The 18,379-nt window shown below is 62.4% G+C and carries 21 protein-coding genes; 14 read left to right on the forward strand and 7 right to left on the reverse strand.

Features of this window, described 5'->3' with window-relative positions; translation table 11 throughout:
* Both AC1DX0_RS15675 and AC1DX0_RS15680 read left to right on the forward strand, forming a co-directional pair.
* A partial coding sequence (locus tag AC1DX0_RS15675; RefSeq protein WP_477355978.1) for an AAA family ATPase occupies positions 1–1,916 on the forward strand: 1,916 nt, incomplete at its 5' end.
* A gap of 62 nt (positions 1,917–1,978) precedes the next feature.
* A complete protein-coding gene (locus AC1DX0_RS15680) occupies positions 1,979–2,599 on the forward strand; it encodes a chloramphenicol phosphotransferase CPT family protein (protein ID WP_477220450.1) in 621 nt (206 codons plus the stop codon).
* Between the two features lie 31 nt (positions 2,600–2,630).
* On the opposite strand, the gene AC1DX0_RS15685 is transcribed toward AC1DX0_RS15680, so the two are convergent.
* The 6 genes from AC1DX0_RS15685 to AC1DX0_RS15710 all read right to left on the reverse strand — a co-directional run bounded on the left by AC1DX0_RS15685 (position 2,631) and on the right by AC1DX0_RS15710 (position 7,387).
* Positions 2,631–3,062: an HIT family protein gene (locus AC1DX0_RS15685; RefSeq protein ID WP_477355981.1), complete on the reverse strand. Its 432-nt coding sequence runs from the start codon at positions 3,060–3,062 to the stop codon at positions 2,631–2,633.
* A 77-nt stretch (positions 3,063–3,139) separates the two neighbouring features.
* Positions 3,140–3,655: a hypothetical protein gene (locus AC1DX0_RS15690; protein WP_477220452.1), complete on the reverse strand. Its 516-nt coding sequence runs from the start codon at positions 3,653–3,655 to the stop codon at positions 3,140–3,142.
* A gap of 93 nt (positions 3,656–3,748) precedes the next feature.
* Entirely contained in the window at positions 3,749–4,813 is a 1,065-nt protein-coding gene (locus tag AC1DX0_RS15695) for an LTA synthase family protein (protein WP_477220453.1), read from the reverse strand.
* 97 nt (positions 4,814–4,910) lie between these two features.
* Positions 4,911–6,125: a GNAT family N-acetyltransferase gene (locus tag AC1DX0_RS15700; RefSeq protein ID WP_477220454.1), complete on the reverse strand. Its 1,215-nt coding sequence runs from the start codon at positions 6,123–6,125 to the stop codon at positions 4,911–4,913.
* A gap of 55 nt (positions 6,126–6,180) precedes the next feature.
* Positions 6,181–6,909, reverse strand: a complete 729-nt coding sequence (locus tag AC1DX0_RS15705) for a glycerophosphodiester phosphodiesterase (RefSeq protein ID WP_477220455.1) — start codon at positions 6,907–6,909, stop codon at positions 6,181–6,183.
* A 13-nt stretch (positions 6,910–6,922) separates the two neighbouring features.
* Positions 6,923–7,387, reverse strand: a complete 465-nt coding sequence (locus AC1DX0_RS15710) for a RidA family protein (protein WP_477220456.1) — start codon at positions 7,385–7,387, stop codon at positions 6,923–6,925.
* 138 nt (positions 7,388–7,525) lie between these two features.
* Here AC1DX0_RS15710 and AC1DX0_RS15715 point away from each other — a divergent pair, with 138 nt between their 5' ends.
* The 5 genes from AC1DX0_RS15715 (at position 7,526) to tsf (ending at position 11,266) form a co-directional block, all read left to right on the forward strand.
* Positions 7,526–8,356, forward strand: a complete 831-nt coding sequence (locus tag AC1DX0_RS15715) for a cell envelope integrity EipB family protein (RefSeq protein WP_477220457.1) — start codon at positions 7,526–7,528, stop codon at positions 8,354–8,356.
* A gap of 36 nt (positions 8,357–8,392) precedes the next feature.
* Entirely contained in the window at positions 8,393–8,671 is a 279-nt protein-coding gene (locus AC1DX0_RS15720) for a DUF4031 domain-containing protein (protein ID WP_477355984.1), read from the forward strand.
* Positions 8,668–9,279, forward strand: a complete 612-nt coding sequence (locus tag AC1DX0_RS15725; protein ID WP_477220458.1) for a LysE family translocator — start codon at positions 8,668–8,670, stop codon at positions 9,277–9,279. The genes AC1DX0_RS15720 and AC1DX0_RS15725 overlap by 4 nt, the downstream gene beginning before the upstream one ends.
* 176 nt (positions 9,280–9,455) lie before the next feature.
* Positions 9,456–10,238 carry a 30S ribosomal protein S2 gene (rpsB, locus tag AC1DX0_RS15730; protein ID WP_023777441.1) on the forward strand — a complete coding sequence of 261 codons (783 nt, stop codon included), beginning with the start codon at positions 9,456–9,458 and terminating at the stop codon, positions 10,236–10,238.
* Positions 10,239–10,345: 107 nt separating this feature from the next.
* A complete protein-coding gene (tsf, locus tag AC1DX0_RS15735; RefSeq protein ID WP_477355987.1) occupies positions 10,346–11,266 on the forward strand; it encodes a translation elongation factor Ts in 921 nt (306 codons plus the stop codon).
* 13 nt (positions 11,267–11,279) lie between these two features.
* On the opposite strand, the gene AC1DX0_RS15740 is transcribed toward tsf, so the two are convergent.
* Complete coding sequence (locus AC1DX0_RS15740) at positions 11,280–12,215, reverse strand: LysR family transcriptional regulator (RefSeq protein ID WP_477355990.1); 936 nt, start codon at positions 12,213–12,215, stop codon at positions 11,280–11,282.
* Positions 12,216–12,344: 129 nt separating this feature from the next.
* Here AC1DX0_RS15740 and AC1DX0_RS15745 point away from each other — a divergent pair, with 129 nt between their 5' ends.
* The 7 genes from AC1DX0_RS15745 to rseP form a co-directional block, all read left to right on the forward strand.
* Positions 12,345–12,872, forward strand: coding sequence for a nuclear transport factor 2 family protein (locus AC1DX0_RS15745; protein ID WP_477220460.1), 528 nt, complete (start codon positions 12,345–12,347; stop codon positions 12,870–12,872).
* 52 nt (positions 12,873–12,924) lie between these two features.
* Positions 12,925–14,034, forward strand: coding sequence for an aldo/keto reductase (locus tag AC1DX0_RS15750; RefSeq protein WP_477355993.1), 1,110 nt, complete (start codon positions 12,925–12,927; stop codon positions 14,032–14,034).
* 143 nt (positions 14,035–14,177) lie between these two features.
* A complete protein-coding gene (pyrH, locus tag AC1DX0_RS15755) occupies positions 14,178–14,900 on the forward strand; it encodes a UMP kinase (RefSeq protein ID WP_115143571.1) in 723 nt (240 codons plus the stop codon).
* A gap of 111 nt (positions 14,901–15,011) precedes the next feature.
* The gene (gene frr, locus AC1DX0_RS15760; protein ID WP_111546531.1) at positions 15,012–15,566 is read left to right on the forward strand and encodes a ribosome recycling factor; all 555 of its coding nucleotides are present in this window, start codon (positions 15,012–15,014) and stop codon (positions 15,564–15,566) included.
* A 32-nt stretch (positions 15,567–15,598) separates the two neighbouring features.
* Entirely contained in the window at positions 15,599–16,333 is a 735-nt protein-coding gene (locus tag AC1DX0_RS15765) for an isoprenyl transferase (RefSeq protein ID WP_477355995.1), read from the forward strand.
* A complete protein-coding gene (locus AC1DX0_RS15770; RefSeq protein WP_477355998.1) occupies positions 16,330–17,145 on the forward strand; it encodes a phosphatidate cytidylyltransferase in 816 nt (271 codons plus the stop codon). The genes AC1DX0_RS15765 and AC1DX0_RS15770 overlap by 4 nt, the downstream gene beginning before the upstream one ends.
* Positions 17,146–17,242: 97 nt before the next feature.
* On the forward strand, positions 17,243–18,379 hold a 1,137-nt coding region (gene rseP, locus AC1DX0_RS15775; protein WP_477356001.1), incomplete at its 3' end, for an RIP metalloprotease RseP.

An 18,379-nucleotide genomic window follows, 5' to 3' on the forward strand; every position in this document is an offset into this window, starting at 1 on the left:
CGGCTTACTGCGTCAACCTCAACAACAAGGCCAAGGCCGGCAAGATCGACCCGCTGATCGGCCGTGAGTCGGAGATCAACCGCACCATCCAGGTGCTGTGCCGCCGCTCCAAGAACAACCCGCTCTATGTCGGTGATCCCGGCGTCGGCAAGACGGCGATCGCCGAGGGCCTCGCCAAGCGCATCGTCGAGGGCGACGTTCCCGAAGTGCTGCACAACGCCACCATCTTCGCGCTCGACATGGGCACGCTGCTGGCCGGCACGCGCTACCGCGGCGATTTCGAGGAACGGCTGAAGCAGGTCGTCAAGGAACTCGAGGATTATCCGGGCGCCGTGCTGTTCATCGACGAGATCCACACCGTGATTGGTGCGGGTGCCACGTCAGGCGGCGCCATGGATGCGTCGAACCTGTTGAAGCCGGCTTTGTCGTCCGGTGCGATCCGCTGCATCGGCTCGACCACCTACAAGGAATTCCGCCAGTTCTTCGAGAAGGACCGCGCTCTGGTGCGGCGCTTCCAGAAGATCGACGTCAACGAGCCGACCATCGAGGACGCCATCGAGATCATGAAGGGCCTCAAGCCCTACTATGAGGAATTCCACAAGGTGAAGTTCACCAACGAGGCGATCAAGGCTTCGGTGGAGCTGTCGGCGCGCTATATCAACGACCGCAAGCTGCCGGATAAGGCGATCGACGTGATCGACGAGACCGGCGCCTCGCAGATGCTGGTGCCGGAAGCCAAGCGCAAGAAGACCATTGGTATCAAGGAGATCGAAGCCACGATCGCCACCATGGCGCGCATTCCGCCGAAGACGGTTTCGGCCGATGACGAGAAGGTGCTGCAAGGCCTCGATATCGAGCTGAAGCGCGTCGTCTATGGCCAGGACACCGCCATCAGCGCGCTGACCTCGGCGATCAAGCTGGCCCGTGCCGGCCTGCGCGAACCGGAGAAGCCCATCGGCTCCTACCTGTTCTCGGGKCCRACCGGCGTCGGCAAGACCGAAGTSGCCAAGCARYTKGCYGCCTCGCTCGGCGTCGARCTGATCCGCTTCGACATGTCGGAATATATGGAACGCCACACCGTTTCGCGGCTGATCGGCGCGCCTCCCGGCTATGTCGGCTTTGACCAGGGCGGCCTGTTGACCGACGGTGTCGACCAGCATCCGCACTGCGTGCTGTTGCTGGACGAGGTCGAGAAGGCACATCCGGACCTGTTCAACATCCTGTTGCAGGTGATGGACCACGGCAAGCTGACCGACCATAACGGCAAGCAGATCGACTTCCGCAATGTCATCCTGATCATGACCACCAATGCGGGCGCATCCGATGCGCAGCGGGCGGCGATCGGTTTCGGGTCGACCAAGCGCGAAGGCGACGATGTCGAGGCGATCAACCGGCTGTTCACGCCGGAGTTCCGCAACCGTCTGGATGCGATCATCCCGTTCGGCTCGCTGCCGGTGCCGGTCATCCATCAGGTGGTGCAGAAGTTCGTCATGCAGCTCGAGGCGCAGCTCTCCGAGCGTGGCGTCACCTTCGACCTGTCGCCGGACGCGATCGCCTGGCTTGCCGACAAGGGCTATGACGAGCGCATGGGTGCGCGGCCGCTCGGCCGTGTGATCCAGGAGCACATCAAGAAGCCGCTGGCCGACGAGGTGCTGTTCGGTAAGCTCAAGAAGGGCGGCACGGTGCGCGTAACCGTCGAGAAGAAGGAAACCGGCGAGACCGGCCTGAAGCTCGAATCGCTGGCCGACGAGGCTCCGGTSAAGCCGAAGAAGGAAGAGCCGGAAGASGCGCCGAAGCCRSCCAAGGCCGTGGCCAAGAAGCCTGCCGCAAAGAAGCTCGTGGCGCAGAAGCCGGAGCCCAAGGGCAAGGATGGCGGCAAGCGCAGCCTGGTTCCGCAACTGCCCCGCAAGGGTTGATCCGAACTCACTCGAAAAAGCCCCGGCAACGGGGCTTTTTTCATTTGGACAATAGGGTGGCTATGGCAGGCCAGATCATCATCCTCAACGGCGCGCCGAGGTCAGGAAAGTCGAGCATCGCTCGAGCCATCCAGGAAAGCTTCGATGGCCCGTGGGCGACTCTGGGTGTCGACAGCTATGAGCAGATCACGCCGCCGCAACTTCGTCCGGGAATAGGGTTGCGTCCTGGCGGCGAACGCCCGGACCTCGAAGTTTTTGTGCCGCGTTTGTACGCCGCCCTCTACGAATCGATCGCGGCGCATAGCCGACTGGGGCTGAACGTCGTGACGGATGTCGGCCATCACGATGCCTATTCGAAGCCCCTCGATTGTCTCACCGACTGCGCGCGTCTGCTCGCCGGCCTGCCGGCACTGCTGGTCGGCGTGCGCTGTCCGATTGAAATCATTATGGAAAGGCGAGCTGCCAGCGAGGCGGGCAGGGGTTATGTCACCGGCTCTTCAGACGATCCTGTGCCTTTGCCGGTGCGCCTGTGGCAGGAGGCGGTGCACCAGCCGGGCCTATACGATCTTGAGGTCGACACCTCGGTCCTCAGCCCTGAGAAGTGCGCGGATGCAATCCGCCAGCGCCTGCGAGATGGCGCTCAGCCAAGCGCGATCGACCGGCTGGCTCAAGCCGCCGCCTAAACCTTCTTCCATCCGCGAAACGAGGTGCGGGTCAGCTTCCGAGCACAGCCCGTATCTTTTCGGCGTTCCCGGCCAGCACTTCGGGCTTCTCCATCCCACCGCTATGCGGCTTCAGCGGCACGCCCTCGAAGCGCGGGATGACATGGACGTGCAGGTGATAGACGGTCTGCCCGGAGGCCGGCTCGTTGAACTGCAAGATTGTGACGCCGTCGGCATCGAGCGCCTTCTTGACGGCCAGCGCCACTTTCTGGACGACCGTGAAAAGTAGACCGAAGGTCGATGGATCGGCATCGAGCAGGTTGCGCGACGGCGCTTTTGGTACCACGAGCGTGTGGCCCGGTCCCTGCGGCATCACRTCCATGAAGGCMACRACSGCRTCRTCTTCGTARAYGCGGTGCGACGGAATTTCKCCRCGCAGGATYTTSGCGAAGATGTTGTCGGTGTCATAGGCGGTTTCAGCCATRGCGAACACTCCGGATTGTGCCTCGCCGTCTCGTGTAGCGAAGCTCTCCCGGAGCGGCAAGACGATGTGGCGGGTGATCAGGCGAGATCGACCATGCCAGCTTCGACCAGCGCGCGATGGAAGCGTCTTTTGCGCGGCGACGCAGCGTCGAAATAAGGTGCGGCGCAGTCGTTCAACAAGGCGGCTCGCGTGGCGGACACCGGATCGAGTGGAAGCCCGGCGGCCAGCAAGGTCAGCGTCGACAGGAAAGCGCAATCCAGCATCGGCGGAGCCGCAAGATCGTCCGGCAGCCTGCAGTTCACGGCCTCGACGGCATAGAATGTCTGGCGCAACGCCGGGTCGGAAGGCCGCAGTCCGGTAAGCGCCGTGGTGAAGGACGGCTGATGGTCGCCATAGCGGACGATTATCGCCGGCTGGCCGTTCAACAAGATTTCGAGCCGTCTGTGAAAGGCGGCATAGGCTGCGACGCTCTCGGCCAGCCGCACGGCATATTCGCCATAGGAGGGAATGCCGGTTGCCGCGACGGCCTCGCGGCGGACTTGCGCATGACGCTCGATGGGAAAGATACGGCGGCGGTGGTCGCCATGGTTCATCAGGGTCGCGATCGAAAGGAAGCACGGTCTGCCGGAGGCGACGCGGCCCGAAAGCTGGTCGAGTGCGTGATCGTAGAGTTGTTCGTCGTGGTTTTACCGCTTCCAGCGTTCGGCGTCGAACGGTGGCGGCAAGGTCTCGGCATAGTTGACCTCGTCAAACCCAACCGATTGGTAGAACCGGCCACAATTGACGAAGGAAGGCCGGTCGCAGCTGATATGGGACACGGTGTAGCCGATGCCGCTCAGTACGGACGGAAGTGTGTGCCGCACGCGTCCGCTCAGAAGATGATAGACGTAGCGGCTGTCATTGCCGAACGAGAGCGAAGAGAGGCCCGTCAGCACCGAAAACTCGGTCTGCAGCGTACTGCCGCCGAAGACGTCGACATGCAGCACGCCTGAGAGAGCGTCCGGTGGCGTGAAGAAGCGCTTAGACAGGTCATCGATCGCTATGCCGAGCCGCCTCGGGTCGAATGTCGATTCATGCAGGATCATGATGATGTGTGGCGGTCGTTCATGCGCCGGTCGGCTTGCCGGCACCGGCGGCAAGAGCGGCAACGGCTCCGGATCGATGTCGACGAAAACCGGGCGCCGCGACGGCCCGGCGCCGAACCATGAGGCGACGAAGGCGGATAGGTGAAACCGGCCGTCGGTCAGATGGTGAAAGCGAAATCGCTTCGGGCCGCCGCTTCCCCAGAGAACGCACAGATAGACAAAGGCTGCCGTGCTGAACACCGCAAGGCGCTGTGGCAGCGGTATCGCCGGTTCGGCGAGCATCCGCGCCAGGACAATCATCCCCAGGACGATGGAGATCATGGCCGAGAGGGCAGGGATCGTCATGCGCGCATGATCGGCCAGCACGCCGCGAAAGCTGCTTGCCGCGAGATGATAGATGTCACCGGCGAGGAAATTGAAGCCGAGATAGCGATGCTTCAGTTTGGAGACGATGCCGATGATCGCCGTCAGCATCAGTGCCGCCCACAAGGCGACGATGTTGCCTGGAAACAGGAGATGCGCGAGGCCGAAAAGGAGAAAGAAGGTCGCGAAGCCGAGAGGCCAGGCCGTGCGCCTGCCTTCAAGCCAGGCAACCAAAGTCGGCGCAGCCACGAGCCCCGCCGCACCGAGCCATTGCCCGACACCCAGAGATGCCAAACCCTGCATGTTCCCCCCAGGGTGCTTGCGCACCCATGTCCCGGGGCATTGTTTAGCGGATTCCGGCCGGACGGTAAACAGCGTCAGCAGGCATGCCAAAAGCCTGCTATTCCTCGAGATCCTTGCGAAACGGGGTATGTTCTTCCAGATATTCGCCCATTCGCTCCACCTCGCGCCGCTCGCGCTTGAGGTAGTCGGCCACCGCATTGCGCAGGCCGGGGTGCGAAATGTAGTGGGCGGAATGCATGGCCACCGGCCGGTAGCCGCGCGCCAGCTTGTGCTCTCCCTGCGCACCCGCCTCGACCACCTTCAGCTTGCGTTCGATGGCGAAGTCGATGGCCTGGTGGTAGCAGACCTCGAAATGCAGGAAGGGGTGATCCTCGATGCAACCCCAGTTGCGGCCGTAGAGCGCGTCGGAGCCGATGAAATTGATGGCGCCGGCCACGTAGCGCCCGTTGCGTTTGGCCATCACCAGCAGGATGTCGTCCGCCATGCGCTCGCCGATCAGCGAGAAGAACTGGCGGTTCAGATAGGGGCGGCCCCATTTGCGGCTGCCGGTGTCCGTGTAAAAGGCGTAGAAATCATCCCAGGCCTTTTCGGTCAGGTCCTTGCCGGTCAGCCAATCGATCGTGATGCCCGGGGCGAGCGCCTCGCGGCGTTCCTTCTTCATTGCCTTGCGCTTGCGCGAGGCAAGCGTGGCGAGGAAGTCGTCATAGGTCGAAAAGCCTTCGTTGAAGAAGTGGAATTGCTGGTCGGTGCGATGCAGGAAGCCTGCGGCCTCGAGCGTCGCGACGTCGCTTTCCCTGGCGAAAGTGACATGCGCCGAGGACACGCCGAGCTTGTCGGTCACCATTTTGAGGCCGGCGGCAAGCCCGGCCTTCACCGCATCCGGATCCTCGCCCTTGCCGACCAGCAGGCGAGGGCCGGTGACCGGCGTGAACGGCACAGCGCATTGCAGTTTCGGGTAATAGCGGCCGCCGGCGCGCTCGAAGGCATCCGACCAGCCGTGATCGAACACATATTCGCCCTGGCTGTGCGATTTGAGATAGCATGGGATGGCGCCCAGCAGCCTGCCTTGCGCTGTCTCCAGCCGCAAATGATGTCCCTGCCAGCCGGTGCGCCGCACGGCGCAGCCGGAATCTTCCAGTGCGCTTAAAAAAGCGAATGAAACGAGCGGGTTATAGCCATTTTCCGCATCGCCGCGCGTGGTGCCGGCAAAGCCGTTCCACTCGTCGCTGGTGAATGCGCCGATGCCCGCGGCGATGCGGATCGAATAGTCCGCATTTGCTGTTTGCCCGTCACCATCGTCGCCCTGATCCATGAGGCTTATTTAAGCTCCATCCGGGCCGCTACAAGTCACGTTTCAGACACACCGCTTAGGCGACTTTGACCAGGTCGGGTTCGAACCCTTCGAATGTCATCTGATCGGCATATTTGAAGGTYAGGTCGATCGCGGGTTGATCATGCACCGTCCAGGTGATGACAGGCATTTTGAGCTTTTCACGCACGAAGCTGACGAACGGGTTCGGCARGTCGCCSGCGGCGTAGGAGGTGAAGGAGAGTTCGTGCGCCAGCATGGAAAAATGCGCTTCGATCAGCTTGAGGTCCTTGCCGTAGGCGGTCAATCCAGCGGGAATGCCGGGCGCATGTTTCGGGAAATCGCGGATCAGCCAGTGATCGAACGACATGATCGCTGCCTTGCCCTTGTAGCGCTTGAGCATCTTGCCGACGCGCGCCACAAGGCCGTCGTCACGGCCGGGAATCCCTTTCAGTTCGACCACCATGGGCACGCGGCCATCGACGAGATCGAGCGCTTCCTGCAGCGTCGGCAAATGGTCGGCTGTGCCGCCAACCCTGAGCGCGGTCAATTCGGCCGCGCTTCGCTGCCAGACGAAGCCGTCCTGTCCGGTCAGTCTTTTCAGGTCGTCGTCATGGATGATGATGGGAACGCCGTCCGACGACAGATGCACGTCGCATTCGATGGCGTAGCCGCGTTCGGCGGCGGCGGCGAAGGCGGACAGCGTGTTTTCCCAGCGCGTCTTGTTCATGTCGTGAAAGCCGCGATGGGCAACGGGCCGGGCAGTCAGCCAGGAGAGGTCGGTCATGTCAGGCCTTCGTTCATTCGACTTCGAAGATCGCTTCGATTTCCACTGCGGCATTAAGCGGCAGGGAGGCGGTGCCGACGGCTGAACGGGCATGCTTGCCACGCTCGCCAAGGGCAGCGACCAGGAAATCGGAGGCGCCGTTGGCAACCAGATGCTGTTCGACAAAGTCCGTTGCCGAGGCGACGAAGACGGTGATCTTGACCAGGCGGCGGATTTTCTCGAGGTCGCCGAGTGCTGCCTTAGCCTGCGCCAGAATGTTGATCGCGCAGTATTTTGCCGCGTCCTTGCCGGCCGCGGTATCGACATCGCGGCCAAGCAGGCCGCTTGCCTGCAGCTTGCCGTCCTTGAGCGGCAGTTGCCCGGCGGTGAACAGCAGATTGCCTGACCTGCAATAGGGCACGTAGTTGGCGGCAGGCGCGGCGGCGGCAGGAAGCGTCACGCCGAGATCACTTAGCCGCTTTTCGATTGTTTCACTCATTGCTTTTCCCTATTGCTGGAAGGTGCTGCGCTRGCCGGGCCGAAATTGCTATTTTTGCCTCGCTTCCGCCACGACTTTTTTTAAGCTGGACCATCTTTCCCTGCGGCCTGCCATCAGCCGCGACGATCGGAGTACCTCATGCGCGCAGCGCGCCTTGCATTCCACGCCGTCCTGTTGTCGGCGGCCTTGCCGATAGTCCCCGCTTTCGCCGTGCCGGCGCTGCAGGCGCATCGCGCCGTGTATGACCTCACCCTCAACAAGGCCTCCGACCGCTCCGGCATAACAGGCATATCCGGTCGCATGGTGTACGAGTTCAACGGCTCGGCCTGCGAAGGCTATACGGTGAAATTCCGTTTCGTGACCCAGATCGTCACCAATGACAATACGCGACTGACCGACCAGCAAACGACGACTTTCGAGGACGCCGAAGGCAAGACCTTTTCGTTCGTGACCAAATCCTTTGTCGACCAGAACCTCGACAAGGAGGTCAAGGGCATCGCCACGAAAGACACGAAGGGGCTCAAGGTCGATATCGACAAGCCCGAAAAGAACAGCCTGGAACTCGCAGCCACCCAGTTTCCGACCCAGCATCTTGTAGAGCTGATCGGCAAGGCCGAGAAAGGCGAGAATTTCTACCAGACGAACCTGTTCGATGGTTCGGAGGACGCCAACAAGGTGATGGCGACCACCGTAGTCGTCGGCAAGAAGACCGAAGCCGACAAGACCGATCCGGAGGCTCCGGCGCTGGCGAAGCTCGCCACCGACAAATACTGGCCGGTCGAAATCGCTTATTTCGATGACAGCGCCCAGAATGGCGAAGAAGTGCCGGAGTACCGGATCAGCTTCAAGCTGCATGAGAACGGCATCACCCGCGATCTCACCATGGACTATGGCGACTTCTCGATGACCGGCAAGCTGGTCAATCTGTCGCTGTTCGACCAGACTAAGCCTTGCCCGGTATCGAAATAACAGGTTTGCGCAATTGAGCTGACCGCGGCGGGCTTGATGGCAGTCTATGTCGATGCGGCGATCTGGAAGTGGGCTGGCCATCGCTGGTGCCACCTGATGGCCGACGACACCGACGAGTTGCATCGCTTTGCCGCCGCGCTCGGCRTCAAGCGCTCGTCCTACCAGGGWCCGCCSAAGACATCGGCACCGCATTATGACATAACCGGCTTCGAGCGCGACCGCGCGGTGCGGCTCGGCGCCATCGAATGCAGCCGCGAGGAGATCGTCGCGATCTTCCGTCGCGTGCGGGTGCCCAATGGAAAGGCCAAGCGATGACACCAACGGCATTTCTCGCCTATTGCGCCGCCGTCACACTCGCCGCCGCCACGCCGGGGCCAGCGATGTTCGCGGTCATCACCAATGGCGTGTCGCGCGGGTTCGTTCGTGCCTTCATGGCCGGCGTTGGGGTCGCCGCCGGCGATGCCGTGCTGGTCACTCTGGCGCTGCTCGGGTTGGTGGCGCTGGCACAGACCTTCGAATGGATATTTTTGCTGCTGAAATATGCAGGTGCTGCCTACCTGATCTTTCTTGGCATCAGGATGTGGCGGGCCTCGGTCACGCAATCGAATGAGCCGCGGACGGCCGAGGCGCGACTGTCCCGGTCCTTCTTCCTTGTTGCGTCCATTGCGCTGGGCAACCCGAAGGCGATCCTGTTCCACGCCTCGATCATGCCGCTGATCCTCGATCTCGACACGCTGACGTTTGTCGATGGCCTGCTGGTGGTGGCTACCGTCATCAGCGTCAATATCGTCACAATGGGTGTCTATGCCGTCCTTGCTGGCCGGGCTTCGGGCTGGTTCACGACGCCGAAGCGCATGCGGCTGATGAACAGGTTTGCCGGCAGCGCCATGATCGGCACCGGAGCGCTGATTGCCGCACGCTGAGCGGTAGAACGCCGCCGCGCTTGCGTTTGTCGCACTTCCCCTCTATATGCCCGCTCATTCCACACACGGACTTTGGTGTCTGCCCGGGAGAAATCCGGCTGAAACCTCCGGTGGCGTTCGAGGACTTCGTCCAAAAATGCCTGTGTCCGTGGAGGCTAACCGGAAAGGAAATGAGAATGGCACTGCCTGATTTCAGCATGCGCCAGCTTTTGGAAGCTGGCATTCACTTCGGCCACCAGACCCATCGCTGGAACCCGAAGATGGCGCCCTACATCTATGGCGCCCGCAACAACATCCACATCATCGACCTCTCGCAGACGGTGCCTTTGCTGCACCAGGCGCTGAAGCAGGTTTCCGACACTGTCGCCAAGGGCGGCCGCGTGCTGTTCGTCGGCACCAAGCGCCAGGCGTCCGACATCGTCGCCGATGCGGCACAGCGCTCGGCCCAGTACTACGTCAATTCGCGTTGGCTCGGCGGCATGCTGACCAACTGGAAGACAATCTCGAACTCGATCCAGCGCCTGCGCAAGCTCGACGAGATGCTGGCCGGCGAGGCCCAGGGCCTCACCAAGAAGGAGCGCCTGAACCTCGACCGCGAGCGCGAGAAGCTCGACAAGGCGCTGGGCGGCATCAAGGACATGGGCTCGACGCCCGACCTGATGTTCGTGATCGACACCAACAAGGAAGCGATCGCCATCCTCGAGGCCAAGCGTCTCGGCATCCCGGTCGTCGCCATCATCGATTCGAACTGCGACCCGGACAAGATCGATTTCCCGATCCCCGGCAATGACGACGCGGCTCGCGCCATCCAGCTCTATTGCGACCTGATCGCCAAGGCTGCGATCGACGGCATCGCCCGTCAGCAGGGCGCGCTCGGCGTCGACATCGGCGCTTCGGTCGAAGCTCCGGTCGAACCGGCGCTCGATCCGGCTCCGGCATCGGAAGCCCCCGAGGCTTGATAATCGAAGGCCGGTAACGGCCTTCATCTTTCTCATATTTTGGCACGCTAAACAGACGCACCATCGGTACCGRTGGTGCGTCGGTGCATTTAAACAAAGAGGCGACAATGAGCATTTCGGCTGCACAGGTCAAAGAACTCCGCGACTTGACCGGCGCGGGCATGATGGACTGCAAGGCGGCGTTGACCGAGACCAACGGCAAYATGGAAGAGGCCGTCGACTGGCTGCGCAAGAAGGGCATTTCGAAGGCCGACAAGAAAGCCGGGCGCACTGCTGCCGAAGGCCTGATCGGCGTCGACAATGGCGTGCGCGAGGCCGCCGTCGTCGAGGTCAATTCCGAGACTGACTTCGTTGCCCGCAACGCCGCGTTCCAGGAAATCGTCGCCAACGTCGCCAAGGTTGCTCTCGCCTACGGCACGACGGAGGCTGTCGCTGCTGCAAAGTATCCGGGTTCGGACAAGTCGGTCACTGACACCATCAAGGACGCAGTCGGCACCATTGGCGAGAATCTGGGCTTCCGCCGCYCTGCCAAGCTGACAGTTCCGCATGGCGCGGTTGCGACCTATGTCCACAACGCGGTTGCTGACGGCCTTGGCAAGCTCGGCGTGCTGGTTGCGATCGAGACCACGGGCAACGAGCACGCCGCTAACGCCTTTGGCCGCCAGGTCGCCATGCATGTCGCCGCCACCAATCCGCTGGCGTTGACCGCCGAGCAGATCGATCCTGCCGCGGTCGAGCGTGAGAAGGCGATCTTCTCCGACCAGGCCCGCCAGTCAGGCAAGCCGGAAGCGATCATCGAGAAGATGGTCGAGGGTCGTMTGCGCAAGTTCTATGARGARGTYGTGCTYTTGAAGCAGGCYTTCGTGCTCAATCCCGACATCACCGTCGAGAAGGCGCTGAAGGATGCCGAGAAGGASATCGGCGCYCCSGCCAAGATYACCGCCTATYTGCGYTTCGCGCTYGGCGARGGCATCGAGAAGGAAGAGACCGATTTCGCGGCGGAAGTCGCGGCKGCGGTCAAGAAGTAAGCTTCCTACCGCTTTATTCCGACAGCGTTTTTCGGCCGGATGTCCGCAGGGATGTCCGGCCAATTTCTTGTGCGGTGTCGATAAAGGCCCGTAGTTTCGGCGCCATCGCCGCCCGGCGTGGAAAGTAGAGGAACAGGCCAGGTTCCTCGATTGCCGATTGCGGCAGAACCTGCACCAACCGGCCGGCTGCAAGATCCGCACGCGCCAGCGGTTCGAACATGTAAGCAAGGCCTAGTCCGGCAAGCGCCAGGTCAATCGCGGTGAGTGAATCCGTAACGATGACCGTGCCCTTCGTCTCCACAACGACATCCTTGCCGTCTTCAGTCAGATCCCAGCGATAGAGCGCACCCGAGCGAACCAGCCGGTAGCCGATGCAATTGTGGTTSGCGAGATCRGCCACRYYGYGCGGRCGGCCAYGCCGTCCGATATAGGCGGGAGAGGCGACGATGAYSGCCTTGAACGGYGGCGTMAGCCGGACCGTGACCATGTCTTGCGCAATCATTTCGCCCAGCCGGATGCCGGCGTCGAAACCTTCGCCGACAATGTCGATCAGCCCCTGGTCCGTCAGCAGTTCAATTGTCACATCCGGATAGCGTTCCGCCATCGCCGCGACCATGGGCGTCACGGCCAGGGGAATGGCGATGTTGGGAACGTTGAGCCTGAGCAGGCCCGAGGGCCGGCCCTTGACGGCGCGGATGCGGTCCATCCGCTCGGTAATGTCCTGAAGGGCAGGGGCCGCCGTCTCCACCAGCGCCTTGCCGGCTTCGGTCAGCGAAACGCTGCGCGTCGTGCGCGCRAACAGMGGCTGRCCRATSCGCTCYTCGACRAGGCGCACCGCATGGCTGACGGCTGATGGACTCATACCGAGTTCGGCTGCGGCAAGCGCAAAGCCGCCGCGCCGGGCAACGGCAATGACGACAGGCAGATGGTTAAGCAGATCCCGGTCCATTCATGCATGATATCGCATGGTCTTTGCGGACAATGCAATCTTATCGATGCCGGGGCAGCGGTCCACATTGTCGCCAACACATCGGCGCCCACACATCGGCAATCGCTGATGGCATCAAGGAGAAAAGACATGAACGCATTGAAGCACGTAACGTTTGCGGCAGGCATGGCGCTGGCGCCGGTCGATGCCGGCGGGGCGGAACCATCCGGCTGGCAAGCGCTCGCAGACGAACGCGCGGTCATCCGCATTGCCGATGCCATCGACCGCGCCGTCGACGCCCAGGATTGGAAACTGGCGCGCAGCTATTTCGCGGATCGGGTCACCGCCGATTTCAGCAGCCTGTCCGGCCAGCCTGCGGCCAACATCGCCTCCGACGATTTGATCGGCGCCTGGGCCGGCAACCTCAAGGGCAGCAAGACAAGCCTGCATCTGCGCACCAATCATCAAGTCGTTCTCGCCGCCGACACAGCGACTGTCCGGTCGAATGGCTATGCCTGGAACCGGATGGAGGGCAATGGCGACCCGCTCTGGGAAGTCTGGGGCACCTATGAGCATCACCTGACGCGCTCCGCCGCCGGCTGGAGGGTCGACGGCTTCGTGTTTCGCAAGACGCATGAGCGCGGCAACCTTTGGGTCAAGGCAACGCCTGGCCAGTGATGCCCTGGGCCAGTGACACCGCGGCATTCACCATCGAGCATTGGAAGCGATCATGACCATGACCTATTACACTCTCGGCAACAGCGGCCTCAGGGTCAGCCGGCTGGCGCTGGGCRCGATGACYTTCGGCAMSGAATGGGGCTGGGGRGCSGACMGRGAWACMGCYCGCGCSATGTTCGAYGCCTATGTCGAGRCMGGCGGCAATTTCTTYGACACSGCGGACCTCTACACCGRCGGCACSRSYGAARCCTGGCTKGGSGAATTCATCGCCGARCGGGGCCTGCGCGACACCGCGGTGATCGCCAGCAAGTTCTCCATGAACATGCAGCCCGGCAATCCGAATGCCGGCGGCAATGGCCGCAAGAACATCATGCGGGCGGTGGATGCTTCGCTGAAGCGGTTGGGCACCGACTATATCGATCTCTATCTGATGCATGTGTGGGACCAGCTGACGCCGGCCGAAGAGGTCATGCGGGCGCTGGATGATTTGGTGCGGATGGGCAGGGTGCGCCATATCGGCCTGTCCGATGTGCCGGCCTGGTATGCCGGGCGGGCACAGGCGATCGCCGAGCTGCGCGGATATGAGCCGGTTTCGGCCTTGCAGCTCGAATACTCCCTGGCCGAACGCGCGATCGAGAACGAGTTCGTGCCATTCGGCACGCGCCACGGCGCCRGCATCATGGTGTGGAGCCCGCTGGCCAGCGGGCTGCTCAGCGGCAARTAYCGACCGGCTCAGGYCGGAMAYGYKGGCCGGCTCGAYGGTTTTCGCAATWCSACSCATCCGGGSTTYCAGAARTTCASSGAGCGCAACTGGGCSATCGTGGCCGARCTCGARAAGGTCGCATCTAAGCTCGGCCGCAGYATGCCGCAGGTCGCGCTCAACTGGGCGGCGACGCAACCGGGAATCGCCACCGTCATCCTCGGTGCGACGACGCTCAGCCAGATGCAGGACAATCTTGGCGCGCTGGACTTCGAGATTCCGGCAGGGCTTCGCGACCGGCTGGAGGAGGTCAGCAGAACTCCGGCGCCGTTCCCTTATTCCTATTTCGGGCAGCAGATACAGGCGCGCGTCACCGGCGGTGCTGCAACCGGCGACAAGCCCTCCGGCTATGCATCGCCGGTGCTTGTCGAGGGCGTRGCGGCCAGTGTGTCCACCAACTGATCGATCGGGCAGGATTGCCACAAATTTCCCGGTCGGGCGCCGCGTGACATCGCGGCGCCCTTCGTGTATCCGAACCCAGTGTTTTGGGATGGTGCCTGCGTGAATGCCTGCCCGGATACCACATGCAAAATGACGAGGACCAGATGACGGTGAAGCCCCTCTACCGACGTGTCTTGTTGAAAGCGTCGGGCGAAGCGTTGATGGGCGAACAGCATTTYGGCATCGACGTSTCGGTCGTGGATCGCATCGCCGCCGACATCGCCGAGGCCCGCGCKCTGGGCATCGAGGTCGGCGTCGTCATCGGCGGCGGCAATATCTTYCGCGGCGTGGCMGTMGCCTCCAAGGGYGGSGACCGCGTCACCGGCGACCACATGGGCATGCTTGCCACGGTCATCAACTCGCTGGCGCTGCGCACCTCGCTGCACAAAATCGGCGTCGATGCCGTGGTGCTGTCGGCGATCGCCATGCCAGAACTCTGCGAGAGCTTTTCGCAACGCCAGGCAGACGCTTACATGAACCAGGGCAGGGTGGTGATCTTTGCCGGCGGCACCGGCAATCCGTTCTTCACCACTGATTCGGCCGCAGCGCTTCGCGCGGCTGAAATCGGCGCGGATGCGCTGTTCAAGGGCACGCAGGTCGACGGTGTCTACTCGGCCGACCCGAAGAAGGACCCGAATGCGACCCGTTTCGAGCGCATCAGCCATGGTGAAGTCATAAAACGCGGCCTTTCCATCATGGATACGGCTGCGATTGCACTTGCGCGCGAAAACAACATTCCGATAATCGTCTATTCGATCCACGAAAAAGGTGGTTTCGGCGATATTCTGAGGGGCGGCGGCCGCTGCACGGTCGTTGCGGACGATTGATCCGGGGCCTGATCCCGAAAAGTCGGGAAACCGGCTTTCGAAAATTGGGCTCGAAGATGGGGCTTTGCCCCAAAGCAGTGAACCCGCGTCAGACGGGTCGAGGAGACTAGGATGAGTGGTGAGTACGACGATCTCAAGCGGCGCATGGATGGGGCAATCGCCGCGTTCAAGCATGATCTGGCTTCGCTGCGGACCGGTCGCGCCTCCAGCAATCTGCTCGATGCGATCCAGGTGCAGGCCTATGGCACCTCCATGCCGATCAACCAGGTGGCCAACGTCTCGGTGCCGGAACCGCGCATGATCTCGGTGTCGGTCTGGGACAAGTCGATGGTCGGCGCCGTCGACCGCGCCATCCGCGAATCCAATCTGGGTTTCAACCCGATCGTCGACGGCACCAATCTCCGGATCCCACTGCCTGAGCTCAACGAGCAGCGCCGCAAGGAACTGGTCAAGATCTCGCATGGCTACGCCGAGAACGCTCGTGTCGCCGCGCGCCATGTGCGCCGCGACGGCATGGACTTCCTGAAGAAGGCGGAGAAGGACGGCGACATCAGCGAAGACGATCAACGCAAGCGTTCCGACCAGGTCCAGAAGCTTACCGACGAAACGATCAGCACCATCGATCATCTGCTTTCCGACAAGGAAGCTGAAATCATGCAGGTTTAGGGTTGGCCGCCGGCTGACCCGAAAGCGAGATCATGACAACGCCCGCGCATGTCGCGATCATCATGGATGGAAATGGACGCTGGGCCAAAGCGCGCGGCATGCCGAGGCTTGCCGGTCATCGCGCCGGCGTCGAGGCCTTGCGCAAGACGGTGCGCGCGGCACCGGATCTCGGCATCTCCTTCCTGACCGTCTACGCTTTCTCGTCGGAAAACTGGTCGCGGCCGAARTCCGAAGTCAGCGACCTGATGGGWCTGCTGAAGCTGTTCATCCGTCGTGACCTGGCCGAACTGCACCAGAGCGGCGTGCGGGTCAGGATCATCGGCGACAGGGCAGGGCTGCAGGCCGACATMAGAGGSCTGCTCGACGAGGCCGAATCRCTSACCGCYSGCAACGARGCGCTGACSCTGGTCATCGCCTTCAACTATGGCGGRCGCGACGAGATCGTTCGCACAGCGCGCAAACTCGCCTTGGCCGTGGCACGCGGCGAAATCGACGCCGAATCGATTTCAGCCGAAAGCTTTGCCGGCGGTCTCGACACGCAAGGCATTCCCGATCCGGAGCTGGTCATACGCACCAGCGGCGAGCTTCGCCTGTCCAACTTCCTGTTGTGGCAGGCTGCCTATAGCGAGCTCGTCTTCCTGCCTTGCTATTGGCCCGACTTCAGCCGCGAGCACCTCGCCGAGGCACTGCGCGAATTTGCCGGTCGCGAGCGCCGCTTTGGCGCATTGGGCCCGCAAGACGTCGCTTCGCGACCGGCCGCGGGATGAGCAACCTTCAGCTCCGCGTCATTTCAGCGGTCGTGCTTGCCGTCATCGCCCTTGGCCTGACCTGGCTTGGCGGCCTGCCTTTCCGACTGCTGTGCGCAGCCATGTCGGCGATGATCTTTTACGAGTGGACACGCATGTCGCGGCCGGCTGCTGCCAATGGGCTGGGCTTCCTGCCGGAGGCGCTGGTCGTCGTTTTCATCGGCGCCTTGATTGCCGGGTTTCCTGCCTTCTGGCTGCTGTTGCTTGTCGTTATTCTGATTGCCGCAACGGCGATAGCCGCCCGGGTTCGCAAGACCGGGCAGTGGGAKGCGAGYGGTCTTGCCTACGCCAGCGTGTCCGGCCTGTCGCTTGCCCTGCTGCGCGATGGCGACCATTCGGGCCTCATCGCCATCCTGTTCCTGTTCGCGGTCGTCTGGGCGACCGACATTTTTGCCTATTTCGTCGGGCGCGCCGTCGGCGGCCCCAAACTGGCGCCATCGATTTCGCCGGGCAAGACGCGCAGTGGCGCGCTCGGCGGCGCTGTCGGTGGTGTTGTCGCCGGGGTTATGCTGGCAGCTGCCGCCGGTGCCGGCAATCTTGCCTTGCTTGGTCTTGTGGCGCTTGTGCTTTCAATCGTCGCCCAGGCCGGCGACCTGTTCGAATCCTGGGTCAAACGGCGGCATGGCCGCAAGGATTCGGGCGTGCTCATTCCTGGCCATGGTGGCGTCATGGACCGTGTCGACGGGCTTGTCGCGGCGGCTCTCGCCCTATACGTCATTGGCTGGATTTCGGCGGGCGCTGATCATCCGGCACAGGGGCTGTTTCCGATTTGAATGATGTCGTTCCACGATCTGATGTGGGCGTGCCTTGGATTCGCCTGGATTGCTGTCACAGTCACGGCGCGACTGCGGAAGAATTTGAGGGCTTGAGTTGAACGGGATTCTTCACGCGATTTTCAGCACGGACGGCTTGCTTCTCGGCACACTCGTGCCGTTCCTCTTCGTCCTGACCGTGGTGGTGTTCGTCCACGAAATGGGCCACTACCTGGTCGGCCGCTGGTGCGGCATCGGGGTCAAGGCCTTCTCGATCGGCTTCGGCCCCGAACTCATCGGCTTCAACGACAGCCATGGCACGCGTTGGAAGCTCTGCGCCATACCGCTTGGCGGCTATGTCAAATTTGTCGGCGACATGAACGCCACCTCCAGCCAGCCGACGCCGGATGAGCTGGAAACGCTAACCGACGATGAGCGCAAGGTTGCCTTCCACACCCAGGCTATCTGGAAGCGCGCGGCGACGGTGGCGGCCGGGCCTCTGTTCAATTTCCTGCTGGCGATCGTCGTCTTTGCCGTCCTGTTTTCCACCTATGGTCGTTATGTCGCTGAGCCCATGGTGGCGGAAGTCACGGCAGACAGTCCGGCGGCGAAGGCAGGCATCCTGCCCGGCGACCGATTCGTCAGCGTCGACGGCAGCAAGGTCGAAACCTTTGGCGATGTGCAGCGGCTGGTCTCTGGCCGCGCCGGCGATACCATCACCTTTGTCATGCTGCGCGATGGCAAGGAAGTCACGGTGACCGCGACCCCGCAGTTGATGGAGCAGCAAGACGCGCTCGGCAACAAGATCAAGGTCGCGGTGATCGGCGTCGTCAACAACAAGGAACTCGGCCAGCCCCGTCTTGTCACCTACACACCGGTTGGGGCCGTTGCTGCGGCGGTTGAGGAAACGGGCCACGTCATCTCGCGCACCGGCCAGTTCTTGCAGCGTTTCGCCGTCGGGCGCGAGGACAAGTGCCAGTTGGGCGGTCCCGTCAAGATCGCAGACATGGCTGGCAAGGCGGCCAAACTGGGTTTCGAATGGCTGGTGCAGCTCGTCGCGCTGCTGTCCGTGGGCATCGGTTTTCTAAACCTTTTGCCGATTCCCCCCCTCGACGGCGGTCATCTCTTGTTCTACGGGGTGGAGGCCGTCATCCGCCGGCCGGTGTCGGAACGGATGATGGAAATGGCCTATCGGGCCGGTCTGCTTCTGGTCTTGTGCTTCATGGGATTCGTGTTCTGGAACGATCTGTTTGGG

This window comes from Mesorhizobium sp. P3_A9, assembly GCF_056402975.1.